We start from the raw sequence: 23,846 nt of genomic DNA, 5'->3' as shown, positions 1-23,846 counted from the left end.
GGGCACGACGACGGGCCGCCGGATTTCTCCGACGGCCCGTCGCTCGCGGGGGATCAGTGCGAGGTGCCCGCGGTGGCCGGGGGCAGCTCCACCTGGACGCCGGGGTCGCCCGCGTCCGCCGTGTAGTCGCTCGGCCGGGTCTCGTCGATGCCGTCGGGTGCCTTGGCGGCCTTCAGGACGAACGTCAGGACCACGGTGACCAGGACGTTCAGCACGAACGCGGTGAGACCGATGTAGCCGATCTCGCCGATGCCCGGGATCTCCTTCGAGGAGCCGCCGAAGTGCGCCTGCGTCGGCGAGGCGACCCCGTACGCGGCGGCCGTGCCGTAGACCATGCCGACCGCCCAGCCGGCGAGCAGGGCCCAGCGGTGGAACCAGCGGGTGAACAGGCCGCCCACCAGGGCCGGGAAGGTCTGCAGGATCCAGATGCCGCCGAGCAGCTGGAAGTTGATCGCGACCGTCTTGTCCATCGTCAGGACGAAGACCAGGGCGCCCACCTTCACCAGCAGCGACACCAGCTTGGAGACCTTGGTCTCCTGCGCCGGGGTGGCGTCGGGCTTGATGAAGTCCTTGTAGATGTTGCGGGTGAAGAGGTTCGCTGCTGCGATCGACATGATCGCCGCCGGGACCAGGGCACCGATGCCGATCGCCGCGAAGGCCACGCCCGCGAACCAGTCCGGGAACATGTCCTCGAACAGCTGCGGGATCGCCAGCTGGCCGTTGCTCACCTTGACCCCGGCCGCGATCGCCATGAAGCCCAGCAGGGCGAGCAGGCCGAGCATCAGGGAGTACAGCGGCAGGATCGTGGTGTTGCGGCGGATCACCTCACGGCTGCGGGAGGACAGCGTCGCGGTGATCGAGTGCGGGTACATGAAGAGCGCGAGCGCCGAACCGAGCGCCAGCGTGGCGTACGTCCACTGGCTCGCCTCGCCCGGCACCACCGCGCCGCGCGGCTTCCCGGTCGCCTCGTTGGTCTGGCTGAACGCCTCGCCCGCCTTGGCGAAGATGTCGTCGAAGCCGCCCAGCTTGATCGGGATGTAGATGATCGCCACCGCGATCACGAGGTAGATCAGCGTGTCCTTCACGAACGCGATCAGCGCGGGGGCGCGCAGACCCGACGAGTAGGTGTACGCCGCCAGCACACCGAAGGCGATCAGCAGCGGCAGGTCCTTGACGAACCAGTTGGTGTCCTCGCCGCCGCCTACGCCCATCACGTCCAGTACGGCCTGGATGCCGACCAGCTGGAGCGCGATGTACGGCATCGTGGCGAGGATGCCGGTGACGGCGACCGCGAGCGACAGGCCCTTGGAGCCGAACCGGCCGCGCACGAAGTCCGAGGTCGTCACGTAGCCGTGCTTGTGGGAGACCGACCACAGGCGGGGCAGGAAGGTGAAGATCAGCGGGTAGACGAGGATCGTGTACGGCACCGCGAAGAAGCCGGACGCGCCCGCCGCGTAGATCGCCGCCGGGACGGCCACGAAGGTGTACGCCGTGTAGAGGTCGCCGCCCAGCAGGAACCAGGTGACCCAGGTGCCGAACGAGCGGCCGCCGAGGCCCCATTCGTCGAGGCTGTGCTCGTTCTCGGCCTTGCGCCAGCGGGCGGCCAGGAAGCCCATCGCGGTGACGAGCACGAAGAAGAAGATGAAGACGGCGAGTGCGACGCCGTTCACGCCGTCGTTCACTGGGCACCGCCTTCCCGGCGGGCGCGCTGGTCACGCTGCCAGAGCTTGTACGCGATCACCGTCAGCACGGTGGAGATCAGCACCCACGCCATCTGGTACCAGTAGAAGAACGGGATGCCGATGAGCGTGGGGTCGGTCTTGGCGTACGAACCGACCCACAGCATGGCGACGAACGGTGCGACAAGGCAGAGGGCGATGACGACGCGCACCGGCGTCACCGTCGGCCCTCTGCTCACTTCTGGGGCTTGTGACATGCGGTGGCTCCGTCCCCTCGCTGATCACCTGGTGCAGTGCGCACGAAAATGTAGGTGACGGCGTCAAGAGAGCGGAAGACCTCGTCCGTATATCGGTCCTCAACCGCAATGTCGCGTGCCGCGCGGGAACGACAGGCCCTAGTCCTGGGGACGCTTGAGGCGAGCCACGAACTTGTAGCGGTCGCCCCGGTACACCGACCGGACCCACTCCACCGGCTGGCCCGTCCGGTCCAGCGAGTGCCGGGAGAGCATCAGCATCGGCAGGCCGACGTCGGTGCCGAGCAGGCCGGCCTCGCGCGGGGTCGCCAGCGAGGTCTCGATGGTCTCCTCGGCCTCGGCGAGATGGACGTCGTACACCTCGGCGAGGGCCGTGTAGAGGGACGTGTACTTCACCAGCGACCTGCGCAGGGCGGGGAAGCGCTTCGCCGACAGATGGGTCGTCTCGATGGCCATGGGCTCGCCGTTGGCCATGCGCAGCCGCTCGATGCGCAGCACCCGCCCGCCCGCCGTGATGTCCAGCAGCCCGGCGAGCCGTTCGTCGGCGGTGATGTAGCCGATGTCCAGCAGCTGCGAGGTGGGCTCGAGGCCCTGCGCCCGCATGTCCTCGGTGTACGAGGTGAGTTGCAGCGCCTGCGACACCTTGGGCTTGGCGACGAAGGTGCCCTTGCCCTGGATGCGCTCTAGGCGGCCCTCGACGACCAGCTCCTGCAGGGCCTGGCGCACGGTGGTGCGCGAGGTGTCGAACTCCGCGGCCAGCGTGCGCTCGGGCGGGACCGGCGTGCCCGGCGCCTGTGTCCGGGTCATGTCGAGCAGGTGCTTCTTCAGTCGGTAGTACTTGGGCACGCGCGCGGTACGGACGGTCGCCCCACCCTCGTTCTCCGCACTGCTGACGTCGGTGCTCATGCTCTGCCTTCCCGGCTCCGGGTGCCGAAGCGACCGACATCCCCTATCGGCCACGGCTCACATCGTGGCACGGGTTGGTGCCGGGAGGATCCCGCACGCTCCGTGATCCCTTCTGTATACCTCCGAGGTCCCCGTTGGTCTAGTCCACCGCGCCGCCCGAGGTCATTGGTACGTGCCGTCCGGCCGGTGCCGGCGCCGCGCCGTGGGGCGGTGGTACACCCGGCACCGGTCCGTCCGATGTGTCGCTTGCGCAATGAAAGGTCCCTGCATATCTCGGTCGCATCACGGACGCCCGGAGGGTGCTTGAACACCCTTGACAGCCCTATTGGTCTGGGCCAAGCTCCCCGTACTGGTCTACACCATTGGTCCAGGTCCCGGCCCCATGGGCGGTCCGCGTCGACGAGCAACCGCGGGGAGGCAGGGGGGTTTTGTGGCATCCCTGAGGAGGGTGGCGTGAAGCGCAAGCTGATAGCCGCGATCGGTATCGCGGGCATGATGGTCTCGATCGCGGCGTGCGGGGGCGACGACGGCGGCGACGACGGCAAGAAGGCCGGGGCGGACGGCTACGCCGGCCAGACGCTCACCGTGTGGGTGATGGACGGTTCCTCGCCCGACCAGTGGCAGTCGGACCTCGCCAAGGAGTTCGAGGCGAAGACCAAGGCCAAGGTCAAGTTCGAGATCCAGAAGTGGAACGGTATCCAGCAGAAGCTGACCACCGCCCTCTCCGAGGAGAACCCGCCCGACGTCTTCGAGATCGGCAACACCCAGACCCCGGCCTACGCCAAGACCGGCGGCCTGGCGGACCTGAGCGATCTCAAGAGCGGGCTCGGCGCCGACTGGTCCGAGTCCCTCAACAAGTCCGCCGTCTTCGACGGCAAGCAGTACGCGGCCCCGTGGTTCGTGGTCAACCGCGTGGTCATCTACAACAAGAAGATCTGGGCGGACGCGGGCATCAAGGACACGCCCAAGACCCGCGACGAGTTCTACAACGACCTCAAGACGATCGGCGAGAAGACCGACGCCGAGCCGATCTACCTGCCCGGCCAGAACTGGTACCACTTCGTGGGCCTGGCCATCGGTGAGGGCGCCGAGCTGGTCAAGAAGGACGGGGACAAGTACGTCTCCAACCTGGACGACCCGAAGGTCGCCGCCGCCACCGAGACCTACAAGAAGTTCCAGGCCCTGTCCAAGGCGCCCAAGGACAAGGACGAGGCCACCCCGCAGCAGGGTGAGATCTTCGCCAAGGGCAAGACCGGCGCCATCATCGGCATGGGCTGGGAGGCCGGCACGGCGATCACCGCCAACCCGGCGATCGAGAAGGACCTCGGCTACTTCACCATCCCCGGTGCCACGGCCGGCAAGCCCGAGGGCGTCTTCCTCGGCGGCTCCAACCTGGCCGTCGCCGCGGGCAGCAAGAAGCAGGAGCTGGCCAAGGAGTTCCTGAAGCTCGCGCTCTCCGACAAGTACGAGGGTGCGCTGGCCAAGGCCAACGGCGTCATCCCGAACAAGGAGTCGCTGCAGGGCAACCTGCAGGGCAACGCCGCCGCCGAGGCCGCCGCGCCGGCCGCCGCGGGCGGTGACACCACGCCGCTGATCCCGGAGTGGGCCGCGGTCGAGAACGACCCCAACCCGATCAAGACCTACCTGACGGCCGTGCTGAAGGGGAAGTCCCCCGCCGAGGCCGCCAAGCAGGTCGAAGGCGAGTTCAACAAGCGCCTGGCGCAGCAGCAGTAACACCGGGTGAGCCGGGGCGGGGGCTGGCACACGACGGCCCCCGCCCCGGCTTGAGTTGGACAGGTCGAGAAGAAGAGAGACCGCGAGCATGACCGTGCAGACCGAACGGCCGCCCCGAGGCCCGTCGGACGTCCGCAAGGCGGACGGCGGGAACACCGGCCAGGCGAAACCGAGAGCCGCGTCCCGCGCCGGCGCGCTCGTCCCGTACCTGTTGCTGCTGCCGGCCTGCGCGGCCACTGTGCTGCTGCTCGGCTGGCCGCTGCTGAAGGACGGCCTGCTGTCCTTCCAGAACCTCAACATGGCGCAGCTGATCCAGCACGTCACCGAGTGGACCGGCGTCGACAACTACAAGGAGGTCCTCACCGGCGAGGACTTCTGGCGGGTCACCGTCCGCTCGATCCTCTTCACCGCGGTCAACGTCGTCCTCACCATGGTGCTGGGCGGCCTGATCGGCCTGCTGCTCGCCCGCCTCGGCAGGGTGATGCGGTTCGTGCTGATGATCGGCCTGGTGCTGGCGTGGGCGATGCCGGTGGTCGCCGCGACCACCGTCTACCAGTGGCTCTTCGCCCAGCGCTTCGGCGTCGTCAACTGGGTCCTGGACAAGCTCGGCTGGCACTCCATGGCCGACTTCAGCTGGACCGGCAGCCAGATGTCGACCTTCTTCGTCGTCACCGTGCTGATCGTCTGGATGTCCGTCCCGTTCGTCGCGATCAACCTCTACGCCGCGACCACCACCATCCCCGGCGAGCTCTACGAGGCCGCCTCCCTCGACGGGGCCGGCGTCTGGCGCAGCTTCACCACGGTCACCCTGCCGTTCCTGCGCCCGTTCCTCTACGCGACGACCTTCCTGGAGATCATCTGGATCTTCAAGGCGTTCGTCCAGGTCTACACGTTCAACGGCGGCGGCCCCGACCGTCTCACCGAGATCCTGCCCGTCTACGCCTACATCGAGGGTGTCGGCAACCAGCACTACGGCATGGGCGCCGCGATCGCGGTCCTGACCATCCTGATCCTGCTCGGCCTGACCGCCTACTACCTCAGGATCGTGCTCAAGCAAGAGGAGGACGAGCTGTGAAGCGCTCACTCTTCGGCCGCCTGTGGCCCAACGTCACGGCCGTCGTCCTGTTCATCGGCCTCGTCTTCCCCGTCTACTGGATGTTCGCCACGGCCTTCAAGCCGACCGGCGACATCATCTCGGAGGACCCGGTCTGGTTCCCGACCGACATCACCTTCGAGCACTTCAGGACCGCGGTCGACGCCGACCACTTCTGGACCTACGTCACCAACTCGCTCATCGTCACCGTCTGCGCGGTCGTCTTCTCGCTGATCATCGCGCTGGCCGGGGCCTTCGCCCTGGCGCGGATGCGGTTCAAGGGGCGGCGCGGCTTCATCGTCGGCTTCATGCTCGCCCAGATGGCGCCCTGGGAAGTCATGGTCATCGCCATCTACATGATCGTGCGCGACGCGTCGATGCTGAACAGCCTCGTCCCGCTCACGCTCTTCTACATGATGATGATCCTGCCCTTCACCATCCTGACGCTGCGCGGCTTCGTCGCCGCCGTGCCGAAGGAGCTGGAGGAGTCCGCGATGGTCGACGGCTGCACCCGCGCCCAGTCGTTCCGCCTGGTCATCCTGCCGCTGCTCGCCCCGGGCCTGATGTCCACCTCGATGTTCGGCTTCATCACCGCCTGGAACGAGCTCCCCCTCGTCCTGGTCGTCAACAAGGAGGCGGAGTCCCAGACCCTGCCGCTGTGGCTGACCAGCTTCCAGACGGTCTTCGGCGACAACTGGGGTGCGACCATGGCCGCCTCCTCCCTCTTCGCCGTCCCGATCCTGATCCTCTTCGTCTTCCTGCAGCGCAAGGCCGTCAGCGGCCTGACCGCCGGCGCCGTGAAGGGATAACGCCATCCGATGACGACAATCGCCAGCGGCACCGACACGCTCACACGCGACGCGCTGACCGTCCTCCAGCCCGGTTTCACCGGCACCACCGCCCCCGACTGGGTGCTGCGCCGCCTCGGCGAGGGCCTGGCCTCCGTCGGCCTCTTCGGGCGCAACATCGCCTCGGACGAGCAGCTGGCCGCCCTCACCGCCCAGCTGCGCGCCGAGCGCGAGGACGTGCTGGTCGCCATCGACGAGGAGGGCGGCGACGTCACCCGCCTCGAGGTGCGCACCGGCTCCTCCTTCCCCGGCAACCTCGCCCTCGGCGCGGTGGACGACGTGGGGCTCACCCGGCAGGTCGCCGCGGAACTGGGCCGCCGCCTCGCCGCCTGCGGCGTCAACCTGAACTGGGCCCCGTCCGCCGACGTCAACTCCAACCCCGGCAACCCGGTCATCGGCGTGCGCTCCTTCGGCGCCGGCACCGACCTGGTCGCCCGGCACACCGCGGCCTACGTCACCGGGCTGCAGTCGGCGGGCGTGGCCGCCTGCACCAAGCACTTCCCGGGCCACGGCGACACCGCCGTCGACTCCCACCACGCCCTGCCGCGCATCGACGTGGACGCCTCGGTGCTGGCCGAGCGCGACCTGGTGCCCTTCCGCGCGGCCATCGCCGCCGGCAGCCGCGCGGTGATGAGCGCCCACATCCTGGTCCCGGCCCTGGACCCGGACCGTCCGGCAACGTTGTCCCGCCGCATCCTGACCGACCTGCTCCGCGGCGAGCTGGGCTACGACGGTCTGATCGTCACCGACGGCATGGAGATGCGGGCCATCGCGGGCACCTACGGCATCGAACGCGGCAGCGTGCTGGCCGTCGCGGCCGGCGCCGACGCGATCTGCGTGGGCGGCGGCCTGGCCGACGAGGAGACCGTACGACGACTGCGCGACGCCCTGGTGGAGGCGGTCCGCTCGGGCGAGCTGCCCGAGGAACGCCTGGCCGACGCGGCCGAGCGGGTGCGTGCCCTGGCCCGCTGGACGGCGGCGGCCCGGGCGGACGCCTCGCGGTCCGTGACCGCCGACGGCGACGTGGGCCTGCGCGCCGCCCGCCGCGCCCTGCGCCTCACCGGCGCCGAGGGCTTCACCCCCCTCACCGAACCGCCGTACGTCGCCGCGCTCACCCCCGTCGCCAACATCGCGGTCGGCGACGAGACCCCCTGGGGCGTCGCCGCCGAGCTGGGCCGCCTGCTCCCCGGCACCGAGACCGGCAGCTTCGCCGGAGCGGACGCCGGGGACCAGGTGCTGGCGGCGGCCGGCTCGCGCCGCGTCGTGGCGGTCGTCCGCGACGAGCACCGCCACCCCTGGATGGCGGCGGCCCTCGACACACTGCTGGCGGCCCGGCCCGACACCGTCGTGGTCGAGATGGGCGTCCCCGGCGCCGAGCCCCGCGGCGCCCTGCACGTGGCCACCCACGGCGCGGCCCGCGTCTGCGGCCTGGCGGCGGCGGAGGTCGTCGCGGGCGTCTGACCCGAGCATCCGGCCGTCACGACGAAGGCGCCGCACCCTCCGATCGGGGGGTGCGGCGCCTTCTGCCTTCGGGCCCGCAGGGGGTGTGCGCGGACCTGTCGGTCAGATGCCCTGCCAGTCGGGCTTGTGGGCGTAGGTGTGCCGGAAGTAGTCGGCGAGCTTCAGCTTGCTCGCGGCGGCCTCGTCGACGACGACCGTGGCGTGCGGGTGCAGCTGCAGCGCCGAGGCCGGGCACACGGCCGCGACCGGGCCCTCCACGCTCGCGGCGACCGCGTCCGCCTTGCCCTCGCCGGTGGCCAGCAGCACCAGGTGCCGGGCCTCCAGGATGGTGCCGATGCCCTGCGTGATCACGTGGTGCGGGACCTGCTCGATGTCGCCGTCGAAGAACCGCGCGTTGTCGACGCGGGTCTGCTCGGTCAGCGTCTTGATCCGGGTCCGCGAGGCGAGCGAGGAGCACGGCTCGTTGAACCCGATGTGCCCGTCGGTCCCGATGCCCAGGAGCTGGAGGTCCACCCCGCCGGCCTCGCCGAGCGCGCGGTCGTACGCCTCGCAGGCGGCCTGCACGTCGGCGGCCGTGCCGTCCGGGCCCATGAACGCGTCCATGCTGATCCCGAGCGGTTCGAGCACCTCGCGCCGCAGCACCGAGCGGTACGACTCCGGGTGTTCCGCCGGCAGCCCCACGTACTCGTCGAGCTGGGCGATCCGTGCCCGCGCGGTGTCCACGGAGCCCGCGCGCACCCGGGCCGCCAGTGCCTCGTACACGGGCAGCGGCGTCGAGCCGGTGGCGACCCCGAGCAGGGCGTCGGGCTTGCGCCGGAGCAGCTGCGCCATGGCCTCGGCAATGAGCTCGCCGCCCGCCCTGGCGTCGGGAACGATGACAACTTCCACGCTTGCCTGCCGTTTCGAAGTAAGGGACCCACCCGGTGCCCGGGACTGGCTGTGTGGTTTAGACCAATCTAACAGAGGAGGGTCCCGGAGGCGTGTCGAAACGGCGGCCGGACCCGGACGCGTGCCGACGTGCGCGCGGAAATTGCCCCGGCCGTCCGGCCCCGCTCGTGAGCCAACAGGGTTAGGCTTCAGGCGACCGCCCGGATGCCCGGGTGGCCGTCGGAACACGACAACTGCAAAGACCGTCCACCGCATGGACATGGCTAGTGGTCTAGTCCACAATGGTCACCGAGACACTGGCCGCGACACTCATGCGAGATGGACGTCGGACTTCCGCCTTCCCCGCACAGGAGGGCGGACCGAGGAACCGGAGCTCTCTGCCCTGACTGCCCCGGCTCCTCATCCTTCGGCCGACCGGGACCGCACACCCCACGGCCGATGTTGCTCCGGGCTGCGGTGCCGGGAGGGTTGAGGGTCCCTCCCAGGCGCCGCGGCCCGCGGGTGTTTCCGGGCCCCGGACGCGGCGGAATCTGGCCGATTTCGATCGCTGTCCGTACCGCCAGGTACGCTCGGCCACGTGCCCTCCATGAACGAACTCGTACGCCAGCACACCGCCCTCGACGACTCCGACCTCGAGTGGCTCCACCTGCTGGTCTCGGAGTGGCAGCTCCTCTCCGACCTCTCCTTCGCCGACCTGGTCCTGTGGGTCCCCACCCGCGACGGCACCCGGTACGTGTCCGTCGCCCAGATGCGGCCCAACACCGGCCCGACCTCGTACCAGGACGACATGGTCGGCCACCTCGTCCCGCGCGGGCGGCGCCCCATGCTGGACGTCGCCCTGGACGAGGGCCGGATCGTGCGCGAGGGCGACCCGGAGTGGCGCGAGGAGGTCCCGGTCCGCGTCGAATCCATCCCCGTACGGCGCCAGGGCCGCGTCCTCGGCGTCATCGCCCGCAACACCAACCTCCTCACCGTGCGCACGCCGAGCCGTCTGGAGCTCACCTACCTGCAGAGCGCCTCGGACCTCGCGCAGATGATCGCCGCCGGAGCCTTCCCGTTCGAGAACCAGCAGGTCGACATGGACGCCTCGCCCCGCGTCGGCGACGGCCTGATCCGCGTCGACGGGGACGGCATCGTCCAGTACGCCTCCCCGAACGCGCTGTCGGCCTACCACCGGATGGGCCTCGCCGCCGACCTGGTCGGCCACCACCTGGGCCGGACCACGGCCGAACTCGCCCCGTCCCGCGGCCCGGTGGACGAGGCGCTCGCCAAGGTGGCCAGCGGCTGGGCGCCGCGCGAGTTCGAGATCGAGGCGCACGACGGGGTGATCCAGTTCCGCGCCATCCCGCTCAAACCCAAGGGCACGCGCATCGGTTCGCTGGTGCTGCTGCGCGACGTCACGGAACTGCGCCGCCGTGAGCGAGAGTTGATCACCAAGGACGCCACCATCCGGGAGATCCACCACCGGGTGAAGAACAACCTCCAGACGGTGGCGGCCCTGCTCCGGCTCCAGGCCCGGCGCATCGAGTCCGAGCGCGGCCGCGAAGCGCTGGAGGAGGCGGTACGCCGGGTCGGTTCGATCGCGATCGTGCATGAGACGCTGTCTCAGAACCTGGACGAGCGCGTGGAGTTCGACGAGATCGCCGACCGTGTGCTGGCGATGGTCGCCGAGATCTCGCCCGGCAAGGTGACCGGCCGGCGCACCGGCCGCTTCGGCATCCTGGACGCCGAGGTGGCCACACCGCTGTCGATGGTGCTGACCGAGGTCCTGCAGAACGCGCTGGAGCACGGCTTCCGCGAGGGGGACACCGGCACGGTCGAGGTCTCCGCGGTGCGCGGGGGGACGACGAAGGAGGCACGGCTGCTGGTCACCGTCCAGGACGACGGGGTCGGCCTGCCCGAGGACTTCGACCCGCACCGCTCCGGCAATCTCGGGCTGCAGATCGTCCGCACGCTGGTCGAGGGTGAACTGGGCGGCACCTTCGACATGGTCCCGGCCCCCGAGCGCGGCACCAGCGTGATCCTGGACATCCCGGTGCCGGCGCAGAAGTAGGAGCGGCGGGGGAGAGGGCGGAAGCAGGACCGGGGATACCGGCCGGGGACAGCAAAAAGCCCCGGACCGGTGAAGGTCCGAGGCCAGTGCTCATGCGATGCGGAGCATCGGGGGTACTGCGCGCTGCGGCTCGGGGGCGGGAGTTGCGTACTCGCTGTACGCGCCGCCAAGCTCAGGCTGTCAGCAGGGGTGACTGGTCAGGCGGAGGCCTGACGAGCCCGGTTGCGGGCGGCACGGCGCTTCATCGCGCGGCGCTCGTCCTCGCTGAGACCACCCCAGACGCCGGAGTCCTGACCGGACTCGAGCGCCCACTGCAGGCACTGCTCCATGACAGGGCAGCGACGGCAGACGGCCTTGGCTTCCTCGATCTGCAGCAGCGCGGGACCGGTGTTGCCGATGGGGAAGAAGAGCTCGGGGTCTTCCTCGCGGCAAACGGCGCGGTGACGCCAGTCCATGGCTGCTACCTCTCCTTGGTATGACTGTGCAGGGTGCTTGTGAATGTGAACGCTTTCACGAATCCCTCAACAAGGGAAGGGCCTACCGCCAGGTTCCCGGCGTGGTCCTTGGGTTTGAAGAGGGGTTCCGGTGATCTGTGGAGGCTGGTGTTGCGGGCCGTCCCGATCGCCAAGAAGAGACTCGCAAACCTCGGCGGTGGATACAACCCCTTCCGGAAAGTTTTTTTTGATTCTTCGGTGTCGACTAGGTCACAGCCGTACTTCTATGGGGTGGACCCTGGCCTAAACGTTCGAGTGAAAGGACTTTCGCCGGTTCTGCTCACACAATCACACGCAGTGCACGGCGTACGCCTGTGAACGTCACGCTCGTCCGCAGCCCCAGATGGTCACCGTCCATCTGGAGGGGCAGGGGCACCTTCGAATGCAAGGTGAAGTCACTCAGATCGTGCAGGGTGACGGCGTGCTTGCCGCGGGGGCCGCGCTCGGGGGACGAAGTGAGCAACTGGGTGCCATACCGGGCAACCGCGGCCGTCGACAGCCGGCTGAGACCGAACACGTCGAGCCCGGTGTCGAACGACGCCTCGGGCGACGCGTAGATCGGACGGTTCCCGAGGAACGTCCACGGGCACGTGTTCGAGACTATGGACAGCACCAGATCGGTGACCGGGTCCTCACCGGCGCGTTCCAGCGTGATGGTGCCGCTGCGGCGGTGCGGCTCACCGATGAGCTGGCGCACCACCTGGCGGACGTAGAGAGCGTGTGTGGATTTCTTGCCCTGTTCGCGGTGCTGCTCGACCCGGCCGACCACACCGGCGTCGAAGCCGAGTCCGGCGTTGAAGGTGAACCAGCGGGCCGGCACGGACTCGTCCTCCGAGCCCGGCGTGCCGGAGGCCAGTCCCAGACCGACGGTCCGTTCGCTGCCCTCGCGCAGCGCGTCCAGCAGGGCGCCGGTGGCCTCCACCGCGTGGTTGGGCAGGCCGAGGGCGCGGGCGAAGACGTTGGTGGAACCGCCGGGGACGACCGCCAGACCGGGCAGGTGCTCCGGGGCGGGGCCGGCGTGCAGCAGGCCGTTGACGACCTCGTTGACCGTGCCGTCGCCGCCGAGGGCCACCACGAGATCGATGTCGTCGCTCAGCGCGGCCTGCCGGCCGAGGTCGCGCGCGTGGCCGCGGTACTCGGTGGTGACCGCCTCCAGCTTCATCTCGCTCGCGAGCGCGTGGATCAGCACGTCGCGCGTGCGCGCGCTCGTGGTGGTTGCCGCCGGGTTGACCACGAGAAGTGCACGCATGGTGTGCAGGGTACCTACTGGGCGGTACCCCGGCCCAGACCGAGGTAGGGATCAGGTAAGAGACCGGCGCGGGACCGGGCCGCGGACACCGGCATCGTGCGGGCTACCCTTCAGGGGTGAGCAGTGAGCAGAACCCCACCCCCGAAGCCGAAGCCGCCGAAGAGGCGGGCCCTCGACCCGGCCGGCTGACCGTCGCGGCCGCGCTCGCCGCGCTGGAGGGGCTGGCGCTCGTCGTCGGCGGCGCCTGGATGCTCGTGGAGGGGCTCACGGGGCAGCCCGACGACCGGACCTCGGCCGTCACCGGCGGCGTCACCCTGATCGTCCTCGCCCTGCTGCCGCTGCTCGCCGCGCGCGGGCTGCTCGGCCGGCGCGGCTGGAGCCGGGGACCCGCCGTGATCACGCAGATCATGGCCCTGCCGGTGGCCTACAACCTGCTTCAGGCCGACAGTGTGGCCATCCCGGCGGGGATCGTGCTCGCCGTGGTGTCCGTCACGGCGCTGGTCCTGCTCGTGAACCCCACGACGACCCGGGCCCTCGGCATCCGCGGACCCGGCCGCGTCGAGAAGTAACCGGCGCGACCGGCGCCGAGGACTACTCCTCGACCAGCAGCTTCTCCCGCAACTGCGCCAGCGTGCGCGCCAGCAGCCGCGACACGTGCATCTGGGAGATCCCGACCTCCTGCGCGATCTGCGACTGGGTCATGTTGCCGAAGAAACGCAGCAGCAGGATCCGCTTCTCGCGCGGCGGCAGGTCCTCCAGCAGCGGCTTGAGCGACTCCCGGTACTCGACGCCCTCCAGCGCCTCGTCCTCGGCGCCGAGGGTGTCCGCGACCGCCGGCGACTCGTCGTCGGTGTCCGGGACGTCCAGGGACAGCGTGGAGTACGCGTTGGCGGACTCCAGGCCCTCCAGGACCTCCTCCTCCGAGATCGCCAGCTTCTCGGCGAGCTCGTGGACCGTGGGGGAGCGGCCGTGCAGCTGCGAGAGCTCCGCCGTGGCCGTCGTCAGGGCCAGCCGCAGCTCCTGCAGCCGGCGCGGGACGCGCACCGCCCAGCCCTTGTCCCGGAAGTGCCGCTTGATCTCGCCGACGACCGTAGGCGTCGCGTAGGTGGAGAACTCCACCCCGCGGTCCGGGTCGAAGCGGTCGACGGACTTGATCAGCCCGATGGTGGCTACCTGCGTGAGGTCGTCCAGGGGCTCGCCCCGGTTGCGGAAGCGGCGCGCGAGGTGCTCGACGAGCGGCAGGTGCATGCGGACCAGCCGGTTGCGCAGTTCCGCGTACTCGGGGGTGTCCTTCGTCAGCGTGCGCAGCTCCAGGAACAGGGCCCGCGCCCCGCTGCGGTCCTGCGGGTCGTGCCGTGTGCCCTGGGTGCCGCGCGCGCCCGGCGCCCGGTCGTCGGAGTGTCGCTCGTGCTCGCTCATCGTCCCGCCCGTCGCCCTTTCCCGAGCCCTCGCCTCCGCTCGGCCGGGCCGGGCGGGCGTGCCCCCGGTCCGCCCGGCCGTGGGCGCGCTCCGCACGGCACCGCCCCCGCTCCCGGCCCCCGGAGGGGCGTCGTCCTCCGGGTGCTGCCGGGCCTGCTCGGGAATGCCGTCGATGCCGTCCGTCATGCGTGGGGCCTCGTTCTCAGAACGTGCGCCCTCGGCCGACAGCTCTCGTGTGCCGCGCTCTTCGTCCCGCACCGGCCCGTCCCCGTTCCTCACGTCGGCCCGGGTCCCGCGCCGCGCTGTTTGTAGAGGCTGATCGAAACGGTTTTGTCCTCGTCCACGGCGGAGGAGACCTTGCCCGCGAGAGCGGACAGGACGGTCCAGGCGAAGGTGTCCCGTGAGGGGGCGTGACCGTCCGTGGTCGGCGCCGAGACAGTGACTTCGAGCGAGTCGTCGACGAGGCGGAAGACACAACTGAGCACCGAGCCGGGCACGGCCTGCTGCAGCAGGATCGCGCAGGCCTCGTCCACTGCGATGCGCAGGTCCTCGATCTCGTCGAGGGTGAAGTCCAAGCGGGCTGCGAGGCCGGCCGTCGCCGTACGCAGCACCGACAGGTAGGCACCCGCGGCCGGCAGCCGGACTTCCACGAAGTCCTGGGTCGCGGGCTCGCCTGCGATCTGGGACACCCTCACCTCCAAGGTGGTACAAGCGTTACAGGGCCGGGGGTCGCCCCGGGGGTAACGCGACACGTGGTTCAGCGGTGACGTTATCGCGCTCCGAACTTTCCTGTCCCCGAGACCCCAACCCCTTGCTGTCACTCATAGTAAACACATGAACACGCACAGTGGCTAGGGGTTCGGCGGGCCCAAATCGGGAGAGCGCGCGCCGGGTTGACGTACCCAGGCGCCGGACGGTCGAACCGTCCCCCGGCGCAGTCGTACCAGGGTCACACGAGGACGTGATCCACGAAGCACCAGCGCCAGGTCTCCCCGGGCTCGAAGGTCCGCATCACGGGGTGGCCGGTCTCCTTGTGGTGCGCCGTCGCGTGCTGCCTCGGCGAGGAGTCGCAGCAACCGACGTGGCCGCAGGTGAGACACAGCCTCAGCTGCACCGGATCCGTCCCCTCGGCAAGACATTCCGGGCAGGTGTCGCCCAGCGGCTTCGGCTCCGGGTGCGGCAGCGCGTCGGCGTGCGTGCACTGTTTCATGATTGCCAGGTTACGACGGGCGTGCGGATGACCGCGCGGAGAAAAAGGGTGGGCGAGGACCATGGACGTGATGCCGCTGCTGTTGCTGGTGGCGGGGAGTGCCGCGATCGCCGCGGCGGGCCGGCGCACCCCCGTGCCGGCGCCGCTGCTACTGGTCGCGGCCGGTCTGGCGGTCAGCTACGTGCCCGGGGTGCCCGAGTACACCCTGGACCCGCACGTGGTCCTGCCCCTGCTGCTGCCCCCGCTGCTGTACACGGCGGCCACCGACAGCTCCTACCTCGACCTGCGGGCCCAGCTGCGGCCGGTGGCGCTGCTGTCCGTGGGGTACGTGCTCTTCGCGACCTTCGTGGTCGGCTACGCCGCCTACCTGATCGTGCCGGGGCTGCCGCTGACCGCCGCGCTGGTGCTCGGCGCGGTGGTGGCCCCGCCGGACGCGGTCGCGGCCACGGCGGTCGCGCGCCGGGTGGGGCTGCCGTCCCGGATCACCACCATCCTCCAGGGAGAGTCCCTGGTGAACGACGCCACCGCGATCACCGCCTACAAGGTCGCCCTCGCGGCGGCGGTCGGCGAGGGCGCCACCTGGGCGGGCGGGATCGGCGAGTTCCTGATCGCCGCGGTCGGCGGTGTCGGCGTCGGGCTGGTGCTGATGGTGCCCATCCACTGGCTGCGCACGCACGTGAAGGACGCGCTGCCGCAGAACACGCTCTCCCTGCTGATCCCGTTCGTCGCGTACGCGGTCGCCGAGCAGGTGCACGCCTCCGGGGTGCTGGCGGTGGTGGTCGTCGCGCTCTACCTCGGCCACCGATCGTGGGAGGTCGATTTCGCCACCCGGCTCCAGGAGGAGGCGGTGTGGAAGATGGTCGCCTTCGTCCTGGAGTCCGCCGTGTTCGCGCTGATCGGTCTCCAGCTGCCCGTGGTCCTCAAGGGCCTCGGCGCGTACGAGGGCGCCGACGCCGCCTGGTACGCGGTCGCCGTCTTCCTCGTCGTCGCCGCGGCCCGTTTCGTCTGGGTGTACCCGGCGACCCTCCTGCCGCGGATGCTGTCGGCACGCATCCGCGCGCGCGAGGAGGACCCCGGCTGGAAGGGGCCGTTCGTGATCAGCTGGGCCGGGATGCGGGGCGTGGTCTCGCTGGCCATCGCCTTCTCCATCCCGCTCACCGTGCACGGCGGCGCGCCCTTCCCCGAGCGCAACCTCATCCTGTTCCTGACCTTCACCACGGTCATCGGCACCCTGGTCGTGCAGGGCGTGACCCTGCCGCCCCTGATCCGCCTGCTGAAGTTCCCGCCGCGCGACGTGCAGGCCGAGACGCTCGCGGAGGCCAACGCCCAGGCGCAGGCCTCCCGGGCCGCCGAACAGTGCCTGGACGACCTGCTCGCCGACGAGCGCAACGCCCTGCCGGCGCCCCTGGCCGAGCGCCTGCGCACGGTCCTGGAGCGCCGCCGCAACGCCGTGTGGGAACGCCTCGGGCAGGCCAACCCCGTCACCGGCGAGACCATCGACGACACCTACCGGCGGCTGTCCCGGGAGATGATCAGCGCGGAGCGCGAGGTGTTCGTCCGGCTGCGGGACGGCCGGTACATCGACGACGAGATGCTGCGGACGCTGCTGCGCCGCCTGGACCTGGAGGAGGCGGCGGCGTACCGGGAGGCCGCGTAGGGCCGTCCGGCGGATCGAGGCGTGGAGGAGCCGCAGCCCCGGACCGGCGCCGGTGTGCCGGGGGGATGGGCCCCCGCGAGTCCGTGCGAGCGTGGGGGAGCGGGCGACTGACGCAACGCCGCCGGGGACAGCGCCCACGCCCCTCGGGCAGGGGGAGGGTGTGCCGGACCGCACGTCCGCGGCACGATCCGCCGGACAGGTGCTGGACCGGTCTCAGGGGAAGGGGCGGCCGGTGACGACCGCCGCGAGGGTCGTTCCCCGCGGGAAGGCCCCCTCCTCGGCCAGCGTGAGCAGGGCGTACAGCATCTTCGCGACGTACACGCGCTCGACGGGCAGGCCGTGGCGTCGTTCGAAGTCCGCGGCGAACGAGTCGAGCTCTGGGGTGGTGCGGGCATAGCCGCCGCAGTGGAAGCGGTCGTCGAGGCTCCAGGTGCCGCGCGGCCCGCCGAAGGCCCGCTGCTGGAGCCGTCGCACCTCGTCGGCCATGAAGCCGCCCTTGAGCACGGGTATCCCGAGCGTCCGCCGGTCCCGGGGGAGTCCGGCGGCCAGCCCGGCGAGCGTGCCGCCGGTGCCGCAGGCGAGCGCGACGACATCGGCGTGCCCGGCCAGCTCCTCGCCGAGGGCCCGGCAGCCGCGGACGGCCGCGGCGTTGCTGCCGCCCTCGGGGACCACGACCGCGTCCTCGGTGCCCGCCGCCCGCAGCAGGGCCGCCAGGGTCCCGGGCTCGGCCTTGCGGCGGTACGTCGAGCGGTCGGTGAAGTGCAGCCGCATGCCGTCGGCCACGCAGCGGGCCAGGGAGGGGTTCAGGGGCCGCCCGGCCAGCTCCTGGCCGCGCACCACGCCGACCGTCGGCAGCCCGAGCAGCCGGCCCGCGGCGGCCGTGGCGCGCAGGTGGTTGGAGTACGCGCCCCCGAAGGTGACGACGGTACGACCGTGCGCCGTGGCGAGATTCGGCGCGAGTTTGCGCCATTTGTTGCCGACCAGGTCCGGGTGGATCAGATCGTCGCGCTTCAGCAGCAGCCGCACCCCGCGCCGCTCGAACCGGTCGTCCACAGCCTCCTGCAACGGCGAGGGCAGCCGGGGGCGCAGGGCGGCGAGGTCGGCGGGGTCGGTGCTGGTCACCGCGCCATTGTCACGCCGCTCCGCGCACGGCGTCCGCGGTCACTTCAGCCGGTCCCGGATCCGCGCCCGCATCGACGCCATCGTGAACCCCCTCGGGTCCACCTTCCCCGGCTGCCACTCGAGGTGGCCGATGACGGAACGTTCCGTCCACCCGTGATGGCGGCAGACCGCGGCGGCGGCCCGCTCGATCGCCTCCAGCTGTGCCGCCGGCCACGGGTCCTCGCCGTCGCCCAGGTTCTCGCACTCGAAGCCGTAGAAGTGCCGGTTGCCGTCGGTGTTCGCCTCGTTGTCCCGGGGCAGCGCCTTCTCCGCGATCACCGCGCGCAGGACGTCGTCGTCACCCAGCCCGGCGTGGTTGGCCCGGCCGTAGCCGACCAGGTGGACCTTGCCGTCCTTGGTGACGACCCCGTGGCACAGCGGCCCCGGCAGCCCCTCGTAGCCCTTGCGGCAGATGTCCACGGTCCGCGCGCTGCCCTGGGTGACCGTGTGGTGGATCATCACGCCGTGGACGGGGCCCCACGGGCCCTTGTGGTTGCGGTTGTGGTGCCGCCAGTCGCCGACCTCGACGACGCTGAGTCCCTCCGCCTTCAGGGCCTTGAGGAAACTGCCCGCGGACATGGGTGAGGCCATGGCCGACTCCTTCACGCTGCGCGACGACCGCCGGGCGCGACCGCCTCGTACGGTGCTTGTACCGAAACGGAGCCGTCCCTATGACTCGTTCGGGCCGTGTGCGAGCCGATCCGGACAATGTTGGCCCCGGGGTGACGGCAGGGCCCGGCCCCGGGCGGCCGCGCGAACCCCTCTTCCTGCCCCGGCGGACGGTGATCCATTCCCGCTCTTTCGGGTAATAGCACCGGCACGCTCCGTGAGCAAGGCTGGTCCCCGCACATCGATGCCGGGCGCAGGCGTCCGGCACGACCGGGAGGGCAATTCCTTATGTCGGTAGGCGAAGAGGTCCGCACCGAGCAGACCAGGCCGCAGCAGAGCCTCGGCACGGCGGCCGCGCGGAACCTGGCCACCACGACCAAGTCCGTACCTCAGATGCAGGAGATCAGCTCGCGCTGGCTGCTGCGCACGCTCCCCTGGGTGGACATCCAGGGCGGCACGTACCGGGTGAACCGGCGCATGACCTTCGCCGTCGGCGACGGCCGGGTGACGTTCGTGAAGACCGGCGACCGCGTCGAGGTCATCCCCGCGGAGCTGGGCGAGCTGCCGGCCCTGCGGTCGTACGAGGACGAGGAGGTCCTGTCCGAACTCGCCCAGCGCTGTGAGCAGCGGGAGTTCGGCCCGGGAGAGGTGATCGCCTCGTTCGGCGGTCAGGCCGACGAGGTCTATCTGCTTGCGCACGGCAAGGTCGAGAAGATCGGCACCGGCCCGTACGGCGACGACGCGGTCCTCGGAGTCCTCGCCGACGGCGCCTACTTCGGCGACCAGGCGCTGCTCGACGGGGACGCCATCTGGGAGTACACCGCCCGCACGGTCACCGCCTGCACGGTGCTGGTGCTGCCCCGCCAGGAGGTGGAGCAGGTCGCGGAGCGCGCGGACACCCTGCGCGAACACCTCCAGCAGCAGCGCTCGATCCCCGAGCAGCGCACCAACAAGCACGGCGAGAAGGCCATCGACCTCGCGGCCGGCCACAGCGGCGAGCCGGACATCCCGCACACCTTCGTCGACTACGAGGCGCGGCCCCGCGAGTACGAGCTGAGCGTCGCCCAGACCGTGCTGCGCATCCACTCGCGCGTGGCCGATCTCTACAACCAGCCGATGAACCAGACGGAGCAGCAGATCCGCCTGACCGTCGAGGCGCTGAAGGAGCGCCAGGAGCACGAGCTCATCAACAACCGCGAGTTCGGGCTGCTGCACAACTGCGAGTACGACCAGCGGATCCAGCCGCACGACGGCGTGCCCGGCCCGGACGACCTGGACGAGCTGCTCAGCCGCCGGCGCGGCACCAAGCTGCTCCTCGCCCACCCGCGGGCGATCGCCGCCATCGGACGTGAGCTCAACAAGCGCGGACTGGTTCCCGAGACGATCGACATCGCCGGCAACCGCATCCCGACCTGGCGCGGTGTGCCCATCTACCCCTGCAACAAGATCCCGGTCAGCGAGGCCCGTACATCCTCGATCATCGCGATGCGTACCGGCGAGGCGGACCAGGGCGTCATCGGTCTGCGGGCCACCGGCATTCCGGACGAGATCGAGCCGAGTCTGTCGGTGCGGTTCATGGGCATCAACGAACAGGCCATCATCAAGTACCTGGTCACGGCCTACTACTCGGCCGCGGTCCTCGTGCCCGATGCGCTCGGCGTCCTGGAGAACGTCGAGATCGGCCGCTGGCGGTGACGCCTGTCTTCCGAACGCCGTGTCCCCGCCCGCCCGGGCGGGTACACCCCGGGGGTACGCAGACGGACGCATGGGGGAGGTGAGCCGATGACGGAGGCTGGGCACGGCGCCGCCGAGACGCCTCACCCCACCGGCATCCTGGAACGGCACGGGGCCATCGGCGGGCAGCGCGGCAAGGAGCCGGCGGCACCCGTGTCCGACGGGCACGAGGCGGCGGAGCTCCTGCGCCGGTCCCGGGCCTCGGTCGATCCCGAACTGCGGTCCGCCATCGCGTCGCTCCCCGCCGCCATGCGCCGGGTCGCGCTCTACCACTTCGGCTGGCAGCACGCGGACGGCACGCCCGCCTCCGGGAACGCGGGCAAGGCGATCCGCCCCGCCCTCGTTCTCACCTCGGCCGCCGCGCTCGGCGGGGCCGGGGCCCGGGCGGCGGCGGTGCGGGCGGCTGCGGCGGTGGAGCTGGTCCACAACTTCACGTTGCTGCACGACGACGTGATGGACCGGGACGCCACCCGCCGTCACCGGGCGACCGCCTGGGCCGTGTTCGGCGACGCCGACGCGATCCTCGCGGGGGACGCCCTCCACGCGCTGGCCCTGCGGTTGCTGGCGACGGACCCGCATCCGGCGTCCGCCGCGGCGGCCACCCGGCTGGCGGACTGCGTCATGGAGCTGTGCGAGGGGCAGCAGGTGGACACCGCCATGGAGCGGCGCGGCCCGCACGAGGTCACCCTCGGCGAGACGCTCGCGATGGCCGAGGCGAAGACCGGCGCGCTGCTGGGGTGCGCCTGCGCCCTCGGCGCGCTGTACGCCGGCGCCGCCGACGAGGACGTGCAGGCGCTGGACGCCTTCGGCCGCGAGGCCGGCCTGGCCTTCCAGCTCATCGACGACGTCATCGGCATATGGGGCGACCCGGGCCACACCGGGAAACCGGCCGGCGCGGACCTCGCAGCCCGCAAGAAGTCACTGCCGGTGGTCGCCGCCCTGGCCGCCGGCACCCCGGAGGCCGCCGCGTTCGCCGAGCTGTACGCGGCACCGTATGCGGAGGACAAGGAGGATCTGGAGCACACGGCACTGGCCGTGGAGCGGGCGGGCGGCCGGGACTGGGCGCAGGCCCAGGCGGCCGACCGGATGGCGCGGGCCATGCAGGAGCTGGCCCGCGCGGTGCCCGAGCCGGAGGCGGCGGGCGGCCTGCTCGCGCTGGCCGAGTTCGTGACCCGGCGCAGCACCTGACGGCCACGGCCGCGCAAGACCCCGGAGCCCGTGCAGCGTTCGGCACCTGACCGCCGTGCGACCGCACCGCCGAGGGCTCCGGTACGGCGGGTCCCGCACTTCCCCACGGTGTGCGGGGCCCGCCACCCCACCGCGTACCGCCCGGAACACCGTTCACCCTCCTCGGATGCCTGCCGATAGGCTCAACCGCCGTACGCGTGGGCGCTGTTGAGGCGAAGGGGCGGGCGGGACATGGGTGTGGCGATCCGGACGGCGGGGGAGGGCGACCGGGAACTGGTCGTGCGGCTGCTGGACGAGGCTTTCCAGGACGACCCGGTGAGCCGCTGGGTCTTCCCCGGCGAGGAGTACCGCCGCAGGACCCACCGCCGGCTCATGGCCGCCTTCACCGACGCCGTACTCGCGGACGGGTGGATCGACATCACCGAGGACGGCGCGGCCTGCGCGCTGTGGCTGTCCGTGTCCGAGGACGGGCACGACGACGGGCACGGCGGCGAGACCGACGAGGCGGGCGCCGACGGACCCGCCCAGGTGCGCGAGGCGGTGGACCCGGACAACGCGCGCGTCGAGCGGATAGCCAGGCTGACGGAGGGCATCCACCCCTCCGGCCGTGCCCACGCGTACCTGTGGATGATCGGCGTGGCCCCGGGGCGGCAGGGCGAGGGCCTGGGCACCGCGCTCATCGAGTCGGTCCTCGACCGCTGCGACCGCGAGGAGCTGCCGGCCTATCTGGAGGCGAGCAGCGCCCGCAGCCGGGGGCTGTACGAACGCCTCGGCTTCGAGTTCACCGGCCGCGCCCTGGACCTGCCGGACGGCCCCCGGATGTGGCCCATGTGGCGCGAGCCGCGGCAGGGGGCCCGCTAGGCCTCCGGCACCACCGTCGCCACGATCCGTTCCACCAGAGCGTCCGGGACGTCCACCGTGGGCAGTACGCCGTTCAGGACGTCCGGCAGGGTCAGGTGCTCCAGGATCAGCCCCAGCATCGCGAGATAGAGCACGACGACGGTCTCGTCACCGCCGGGCAGGCCCGCCGCCCGGTGGAACTCCATGCCCTCCTCAAGGTCGCCCCGCACCGAGCGGGTGTACGAGGCGAGCAGTCCGGGGCGCCGGGTGGCCTCCAGCCGCATCTCCAGCAGGGCCAGGTAGCCGGTGCGGTCACGGGTCGCCCGGCCCATCAGGTCGTGCATGAAGGCGGTGACCAGGGAGCGGTCCTTCGGCCTCGTCAGCAGTTCCGCCACCACCTCGGGATCGGGCGCGAGCCGCTGGTGCAGCCGGGTGTCGATCTGGCGCAGCAGATCGTCGCGACCGGTGAAGTAGTTGGACGCGGTGCCCACGGGCACGCCCGCCTCGGTGTCCACCGCGCGGAACGTCAGCCCGCGTGCCCCCTCGCGGGCCAGCACCTCGACGCCCGCGTCGACCAGGGCGGCGCGCCGCTCCGGATTGCTGACCATGTGGAACCTCTTCTCTTGCTCGACCCCTTGCAACCTCTACACATGAAGCACTATAACTGAAGTGGTTAACGTTCCGGACTTCTTCTCCTCCCGACGGAAAGAGACCACTTGCGCAAGCTCACGTACTTCGTCGCCTGCTCGATCGACGGCTTCATCGGAGGCCCGGACGGCGACGCGTCCTTCATGATGCCGTTCGTCGACGAGGAGTTCCTCGCGTTCCTGACAGCGGAGTATCCGGAGACGATGGCGACGCACGGCCGCCGGGCTCTCGGTCTCGACGACCTGCCGAACAAGCGGTTCGACACGGTCGTCCAGGGGCGGGCCAGCTACGACCTGGCCCTGAAGGAGGGCATCACCAGCCCTTACGCCCATCTGCGGGAGTACGTCGCCTCGCGCACGCTCGTCCCGTCACCCGACCCGAAGGTCGAGATCATCTCGACGGACCTGGTCGGCAGGGTCCGCGAGCTGAAGGCGGGGGACAGCCCCCTCGGCATCTACCTGTGCGGTGGTTCCGCCGTCGCCGGCGAGCTGATCGACGAGATCGACGAGCTGGTCATCAAGACGTACCCCGTCGTGCTGGGCACCGGCATGCCGATGTTCGGCTCCGGCTTCGAGGTCTCCCGGTTCGCGCTGGATTCGGTACGGGCGTTCGGAAACGGTGTCCTGGTGCGTACCTACGGCAGGAAGCGCTGAGCCGCCTCCCGGGGAGCGGTACCACGCACCGAAGGGGCCCGGCCGCGTTGGCGGCAGGGCCCCTTCGG

General features: G+C 71.0%; 23 protein-coding genes. 11 read left to right on the top strand and 12 right to left on the bottom strand.

From position 1 onward, the window contains the following. Positions 1 to 53: 53 nt before the first annotated feature. The 3 genes from mctP to ACIRG6_RS10445 all read right to left on the bottom strand — a co-directional run bounded on the left by mctP (position 54) and on the right by ACIRG6_RS10445 (position 2,839). A complete protein-coding gene (gene mctP, locus ACIRG6_RS10455; protein ID WP_364675771.1) occupies positions 54 to 1,682 on the bottom strand; it encodes a monocarboxylate uptake permease MctP in 1,629 nt (542 codons plus the stop codon). Beyond that, entirely contained in the window at positions 1,679 to 1,936 is a 258-nt protein-coding gene (locus tag ACIRG6_RS10450; RefSeq protein WP_239762585.1) for a DUF3311 domain-containing protein, read from the bottom strand. The genes mctP and ACIRG6_RS10450 overlap by 4 nt, the downstream gene beginning before the upstream one ends. A gap of 138 nt (positions 1,937 to 2,074) precedes the next feature. Next, positions 2,075 to 2,839, bottom strand: coding sequence for a GntR family transcriptional regulator (locus ACIRG6_RS10445; RefSeq protein ID WP_239762586.1), 765 nt, complete (start codon positions 2,837 to 2,839; stop codon positions 2,075 to 2,077). Between the two features lie 453 nt (positions 2,840 to 3,292). Between ACIRG6_RS10445 and ACIRG6_RS10440 the strand changes: the two genes are divergently transcribed. The 4 genes from ACIRG6_RS10440 to ACIRG6_RS10425 all read left to right on the top strand — a co-directional run bounded on the left by ACIRG6_RS10440 (position 3,293) and on the right by ACIRG6_RS10425 (position 7,975). Beyond that, positions 3,293 to 4,573, top strand: a complete 1,281-nt coding sequence (locus ACIRG6_RS10440) for an extracellular solute-binding protein (RefSeq protein ID WP_239762587.1) — start codon at positions 3,293 to 3,295, stop codon at positions 4,571 to 4,573. Positions 4,574 to 4,661: 88 nt separating this feature from the next. Next, complete coding sequence (locus ACIRG6_RS10435) at positions 4,662 to 5,648, top strand: carbohydrate ABC transporter permease (RefSeq protein ID WP_189228722.1); 987 nt, start codon at positions 4,662 to 4,664, stop codon at positions 5,646 to 5,648. Then, positions 5,645 to 6,475 carry a carbohydrate ABC transporter permease gene (locus tag ACIRG6_RS10430; protein ID WP_239762588.1) on the top strand — a complete coding sequence of 277 codons (831 nt, stop codon included), beginning with the start codon at positions 5,645 to 5,647 and terminating at the stop codon, positions 6,473 to 6,475. Before ACIRG6_RS10435 ends, ACIRG6_RS10430 begins: the two co-directional genes overlap by 4 nt. Before the next feature lie 9 nt (positions 6,476 to 6,484). Next, positions 6,485 to 7,975: a glycoside hydrolase family 3 protein gene (locus ACIRG6_RS10425; RefSeq protein ID WP_403322028.1), complete on the top strand. Its 1,491-nt coding sequence runs from the start codon at positions 6,485 to 6,487 to the stop codon at positions 7,973 to 7,975. Positions 7,976 to 8,077: 102 nt separating this feature from the next. On the opposite strand, the gene nagB is transcribed toward ACIRG6_RS10425, so the two are convergent. Continuing rightward, complete coding sequence (gene nagB / locus ACIRG6_RS10420) at positions 8,078 to 8,863, bottom strand: glucosamine-6-phosphate deaminase (RefSeq protein ID WP_077796539.1); 786 nt, start codon at positions 8,861 to 8,863, stop codon at positions 8,078 to 8,080. A gap of 586 nt (positions 8,864 to 9,449) precedes the next feature. Here nagB and ACIRG6_RS10415 point away from each other — a divergent pair. Further along, positions 9,450 to 10,916 carry a sensor histidine kinase gene (locus tag ACIRG6_RS10415; protein WP_239764920.1) on the top strand — a complete coding sequence of 489 codons (1,467 nt, stop codon included), beginning with the start codon at positions 9,450 to 9,452 and terminating at the stop codon, positions 10,914 to 10,916. Between the two features lie 197 nt (positions 10,917 to 11,113). Here the strand turns inward: ACIRG6_RS10415 and ACIRG6_RS10410 are convergent, their stop codons facing one another. Both ACIRG6_RS10410 and ACIRG6_RS10405 read right to left on the bottom strand, forming a co-directional pair. Continuing rightward, positions 11,114 to 11,371, bottom strand: a complete 258-nt coding sequence (locus ACIRG6_RS10410; RefSeq protein WP_003973730.1) for a WhiB family transcriptional regulator — start codon at positions 11,369 to 11,371, stop codon at positions 11,114 to 11,116. Between the two features lie 319 nt (positions 11,372 to 11,690). After that, entirely contained in the window at positions 11,691 to 12,659 is a 969-nt protein-coding gene (locus ACIRG6_RS10405) for a diacylglycerol/lipid kinase family protein (protein WP_318214376.1), read from the bottom strand. 116 nt (positions 12,660 to 12,775) lie between these two features. Between ACIRG6_RS10405 and ACIRG6_RS10400 the strand changes: the two genes are divergently transcribed. Beyond that, positions 12,776 to 13,228 carry a hypothetical protein gene (locus ACIRG6_RS10400; protein WP_239762596.1) on the top strand — a complete coding sequence of 151 codons (453 nt, stop codon included), beginning with the start codon at positions 12,776 to 12,778 and terminating at the stop codon, positions 13,226 to 13,228. Between the two features lie 22 nt (positions 13,229 to 13,250). Here ACIRG6_RS10400 and ACIRG6_RS10395 read toward each other — a convergent pair whose 3' ends face one another. The 3 genes from ACIRG6_RS10395 to ACIRG6_RS10385 all read right to left on the bottom strand — a co-directional run bounded on the left by ACIRG6_RS10395 (position 13,251) and on the right by ACIRG6_RS10385 (position 15,288). Continuing rightward, positions 13,251 to 14,336 carry an RNA polymerase sigma factor SigF gene (locus ACIRG6_RS10395; RefSeq protein WP_350714653.1) on the bottom strand — a complete coding sequence of 362 codons (1,086 nt, stop codon included), beginning with the start codon at positions 14,334 to 14,336 and terminating at the stop codon, positions 13,251 to 13,253. Between the two features lie 17 nt (positions 14,337 to 14,353). Beyond that, positions 14,354 to 14,767, bottom strand: coding sequence for an ATP-binding protein (locus tag ACIRG6_RS10390; protein WP_003973726.1), 414 nt, complete (start codon positions 14,765 to 14,767; stop codon positions 14,354 to 14,356). 260 nt (positions 14,768 to 15,027) lie between these two features. Continuing rightward, the gene (locus ACIRG6_RS10385) at positions 15,028 to 15,288 is read right to left on the bottom strand and encodes a UBP-type zinc finger domain-containing protein (RefSeq protein ID WP_189228715.1); all 261 of its coding nucleotides are present in this window, start codon (positions 15,286 to 15,288) and stop codon (positions 15,028 to 15,030) included. 61 nt (positions 15,289 to 15,349) lie between these two features. On the opposite strand from ACIRG6_RS10385, the gene ACIRG6_RS10380 reads away from it, so the two are divergent. Next, positions 15,350 to 16,945 (top strand): Na+/H+ antiporter, encoded by a 1,596-nt coding sequence (locus ACIRG6_RS10380; RefSeq protein ID WP_364675759.1) that lies wholly within the window; start codon positions 15,350 to 15,352, stop codon positions 16,943 to 16,945. Between the two features lie 213 nt (positions 16,946 to 17,158). Here ACIRG6_RS10380 and ACIRG6_RS10375 read toward each other — a convergent pair whose 3' ends face one another. Both ACIRG6_RS10375 and ACIRG6_RS10370 read right to left on the bottom strand, forming a co-directional pair. After that, the gene (locus ACIRG6_RS10375) at positions 17,159 to 18,067 is read right to left on the bottom strand and encodes a 1-aminocyclopropane-1-carboxylate deaminase/D-cysteine desulfhydrase (protein ID WP_403322025.1); all 909 of its coding nucleotides are present in this window, start codon (positions 18,065 to 18,067) and stop codon (positions 17,159 to 17,161) included. A gap of 39 nt (positions 18,068 to 18,106) precedes the next feature. Then, positions 18,107 to 18,697 carry an N-acetylmuramoyl-L-alanine amidase gene (locus tag ACIRG6_RS10370; protein ID WP_239762601.1) on the bottom strand — a complete coding sequence of 197 codons (591 nt, stop codon included), beginning with the start codon at positions 18,695 to 18,697 and terminating at the stop codon, positions 18,107 to 18,109. Between the two features lie 306 nt (positions 18,698 to 19,003). Here ACIRG6_RS10370 and ACIRG6_RS10365 point away from each other — a divergent pair, with 306 nt between their 5' ends. The 3 genes from ACIRG6_RS10365 to ACIRG6_RS10355 all read left to right on the top strand — a co-directional run bounded on the left by ACIRG6_RS10365 (position 19,004) and on the right by ACIRG6_RS10355 (position 22,498). Beyond that, positions 19,004 to 20,410, top strand: a complete 1,407-nt coding sequence (locus tag ACIRG6_RS10365) for a family 2B encapsulin nanocompartment shell protein (protein ID WP_318214381.1) — start codon at positions 19,004 to 19,006, stop codon at positions 20,408 to 20,410. Between the two features lie 87 nt (positions 20,411 to 20,497). After that, complete coding sequence (locus ACIRG6_RS10360; RefSeq protein ID WP_365021360.1) at positions 20,498 to 21,637, top strand: family 2 encapsulin nanocompartment cargo protein polyprenyl transferase; 1,140 nt, start codon at positions 20,498 to 20,500, stop codon at positions 21,635 to 21,637. 231 nt (positions 21,638 to 21,868) lie between these two features. Continuing rightward, positions 21,869 to 22,498, top strand: a complete 630-nt coding sequence (locus ACIRG6_RS10355) for a GNAT family N-acetyltransferase (RefSeq protein ID WP_364675750.1) — start codon at positions 21,869 to 21,871, stop codon at positions 22,496 to 22,498. On the opposite strand, the gene ACIRG6_RS10350 is transcribed toward ACIRG6_RS10355, so the two are convergent. Continuing rightward, a complete protein-coding gene (locus ACIRG6_RS10350) occupies positions 22,495 to 23,085 on the bottom strand; it encodes a TetR/AcrR family transcriptional regulator (RefSeq protein WP_318214384.1) in 591 nt (196 codons plus the stop codon). The two genes, ACIRG6_RS10355 and ACIRG6_RS10350, sit on opposite strands and share 4 nt — an antisense overlap. A 108-nt stretch (positions 23,086 to 23,193) precedes the next feature. Here ACIRG6_RS10350 and ACIRG6_RS10345 point away from each other — a divergent pair, with 108 nt between their 5' ends. After that, positions 23,194 to 23,778 carry a dihydrofolate reductase family protein gene (locus ACIRG6_RS10345; protein WP_364675747.1) on the top strand — a complete coding sequence of 195 codons (585 nt, stop codon included), beginning with the start codon at positions 23,194 to 23,196 and terminating at the stop codon, positions 23,776 to 23,778. Positions 23,779 to 23,846: the final 68 nt, after the last annotated feature.

The sequence above is a fragment of the Streptomyces flaveolus genome (genome assembly GCF_044765825.1).
In the GTDB taxonomy this organism is placed as follows: Bacteria; Actinomycetota; Actinomycetes; order Streptomycetales; family Streptomycetaceae; genus Streptomyces; species Streptomyces flaveolus.
The sequence above is the reverse complement of the archived record's forward strand: the minus strand, read 5'-3'. Positions and strand labels throughout refer to the sequence as shown.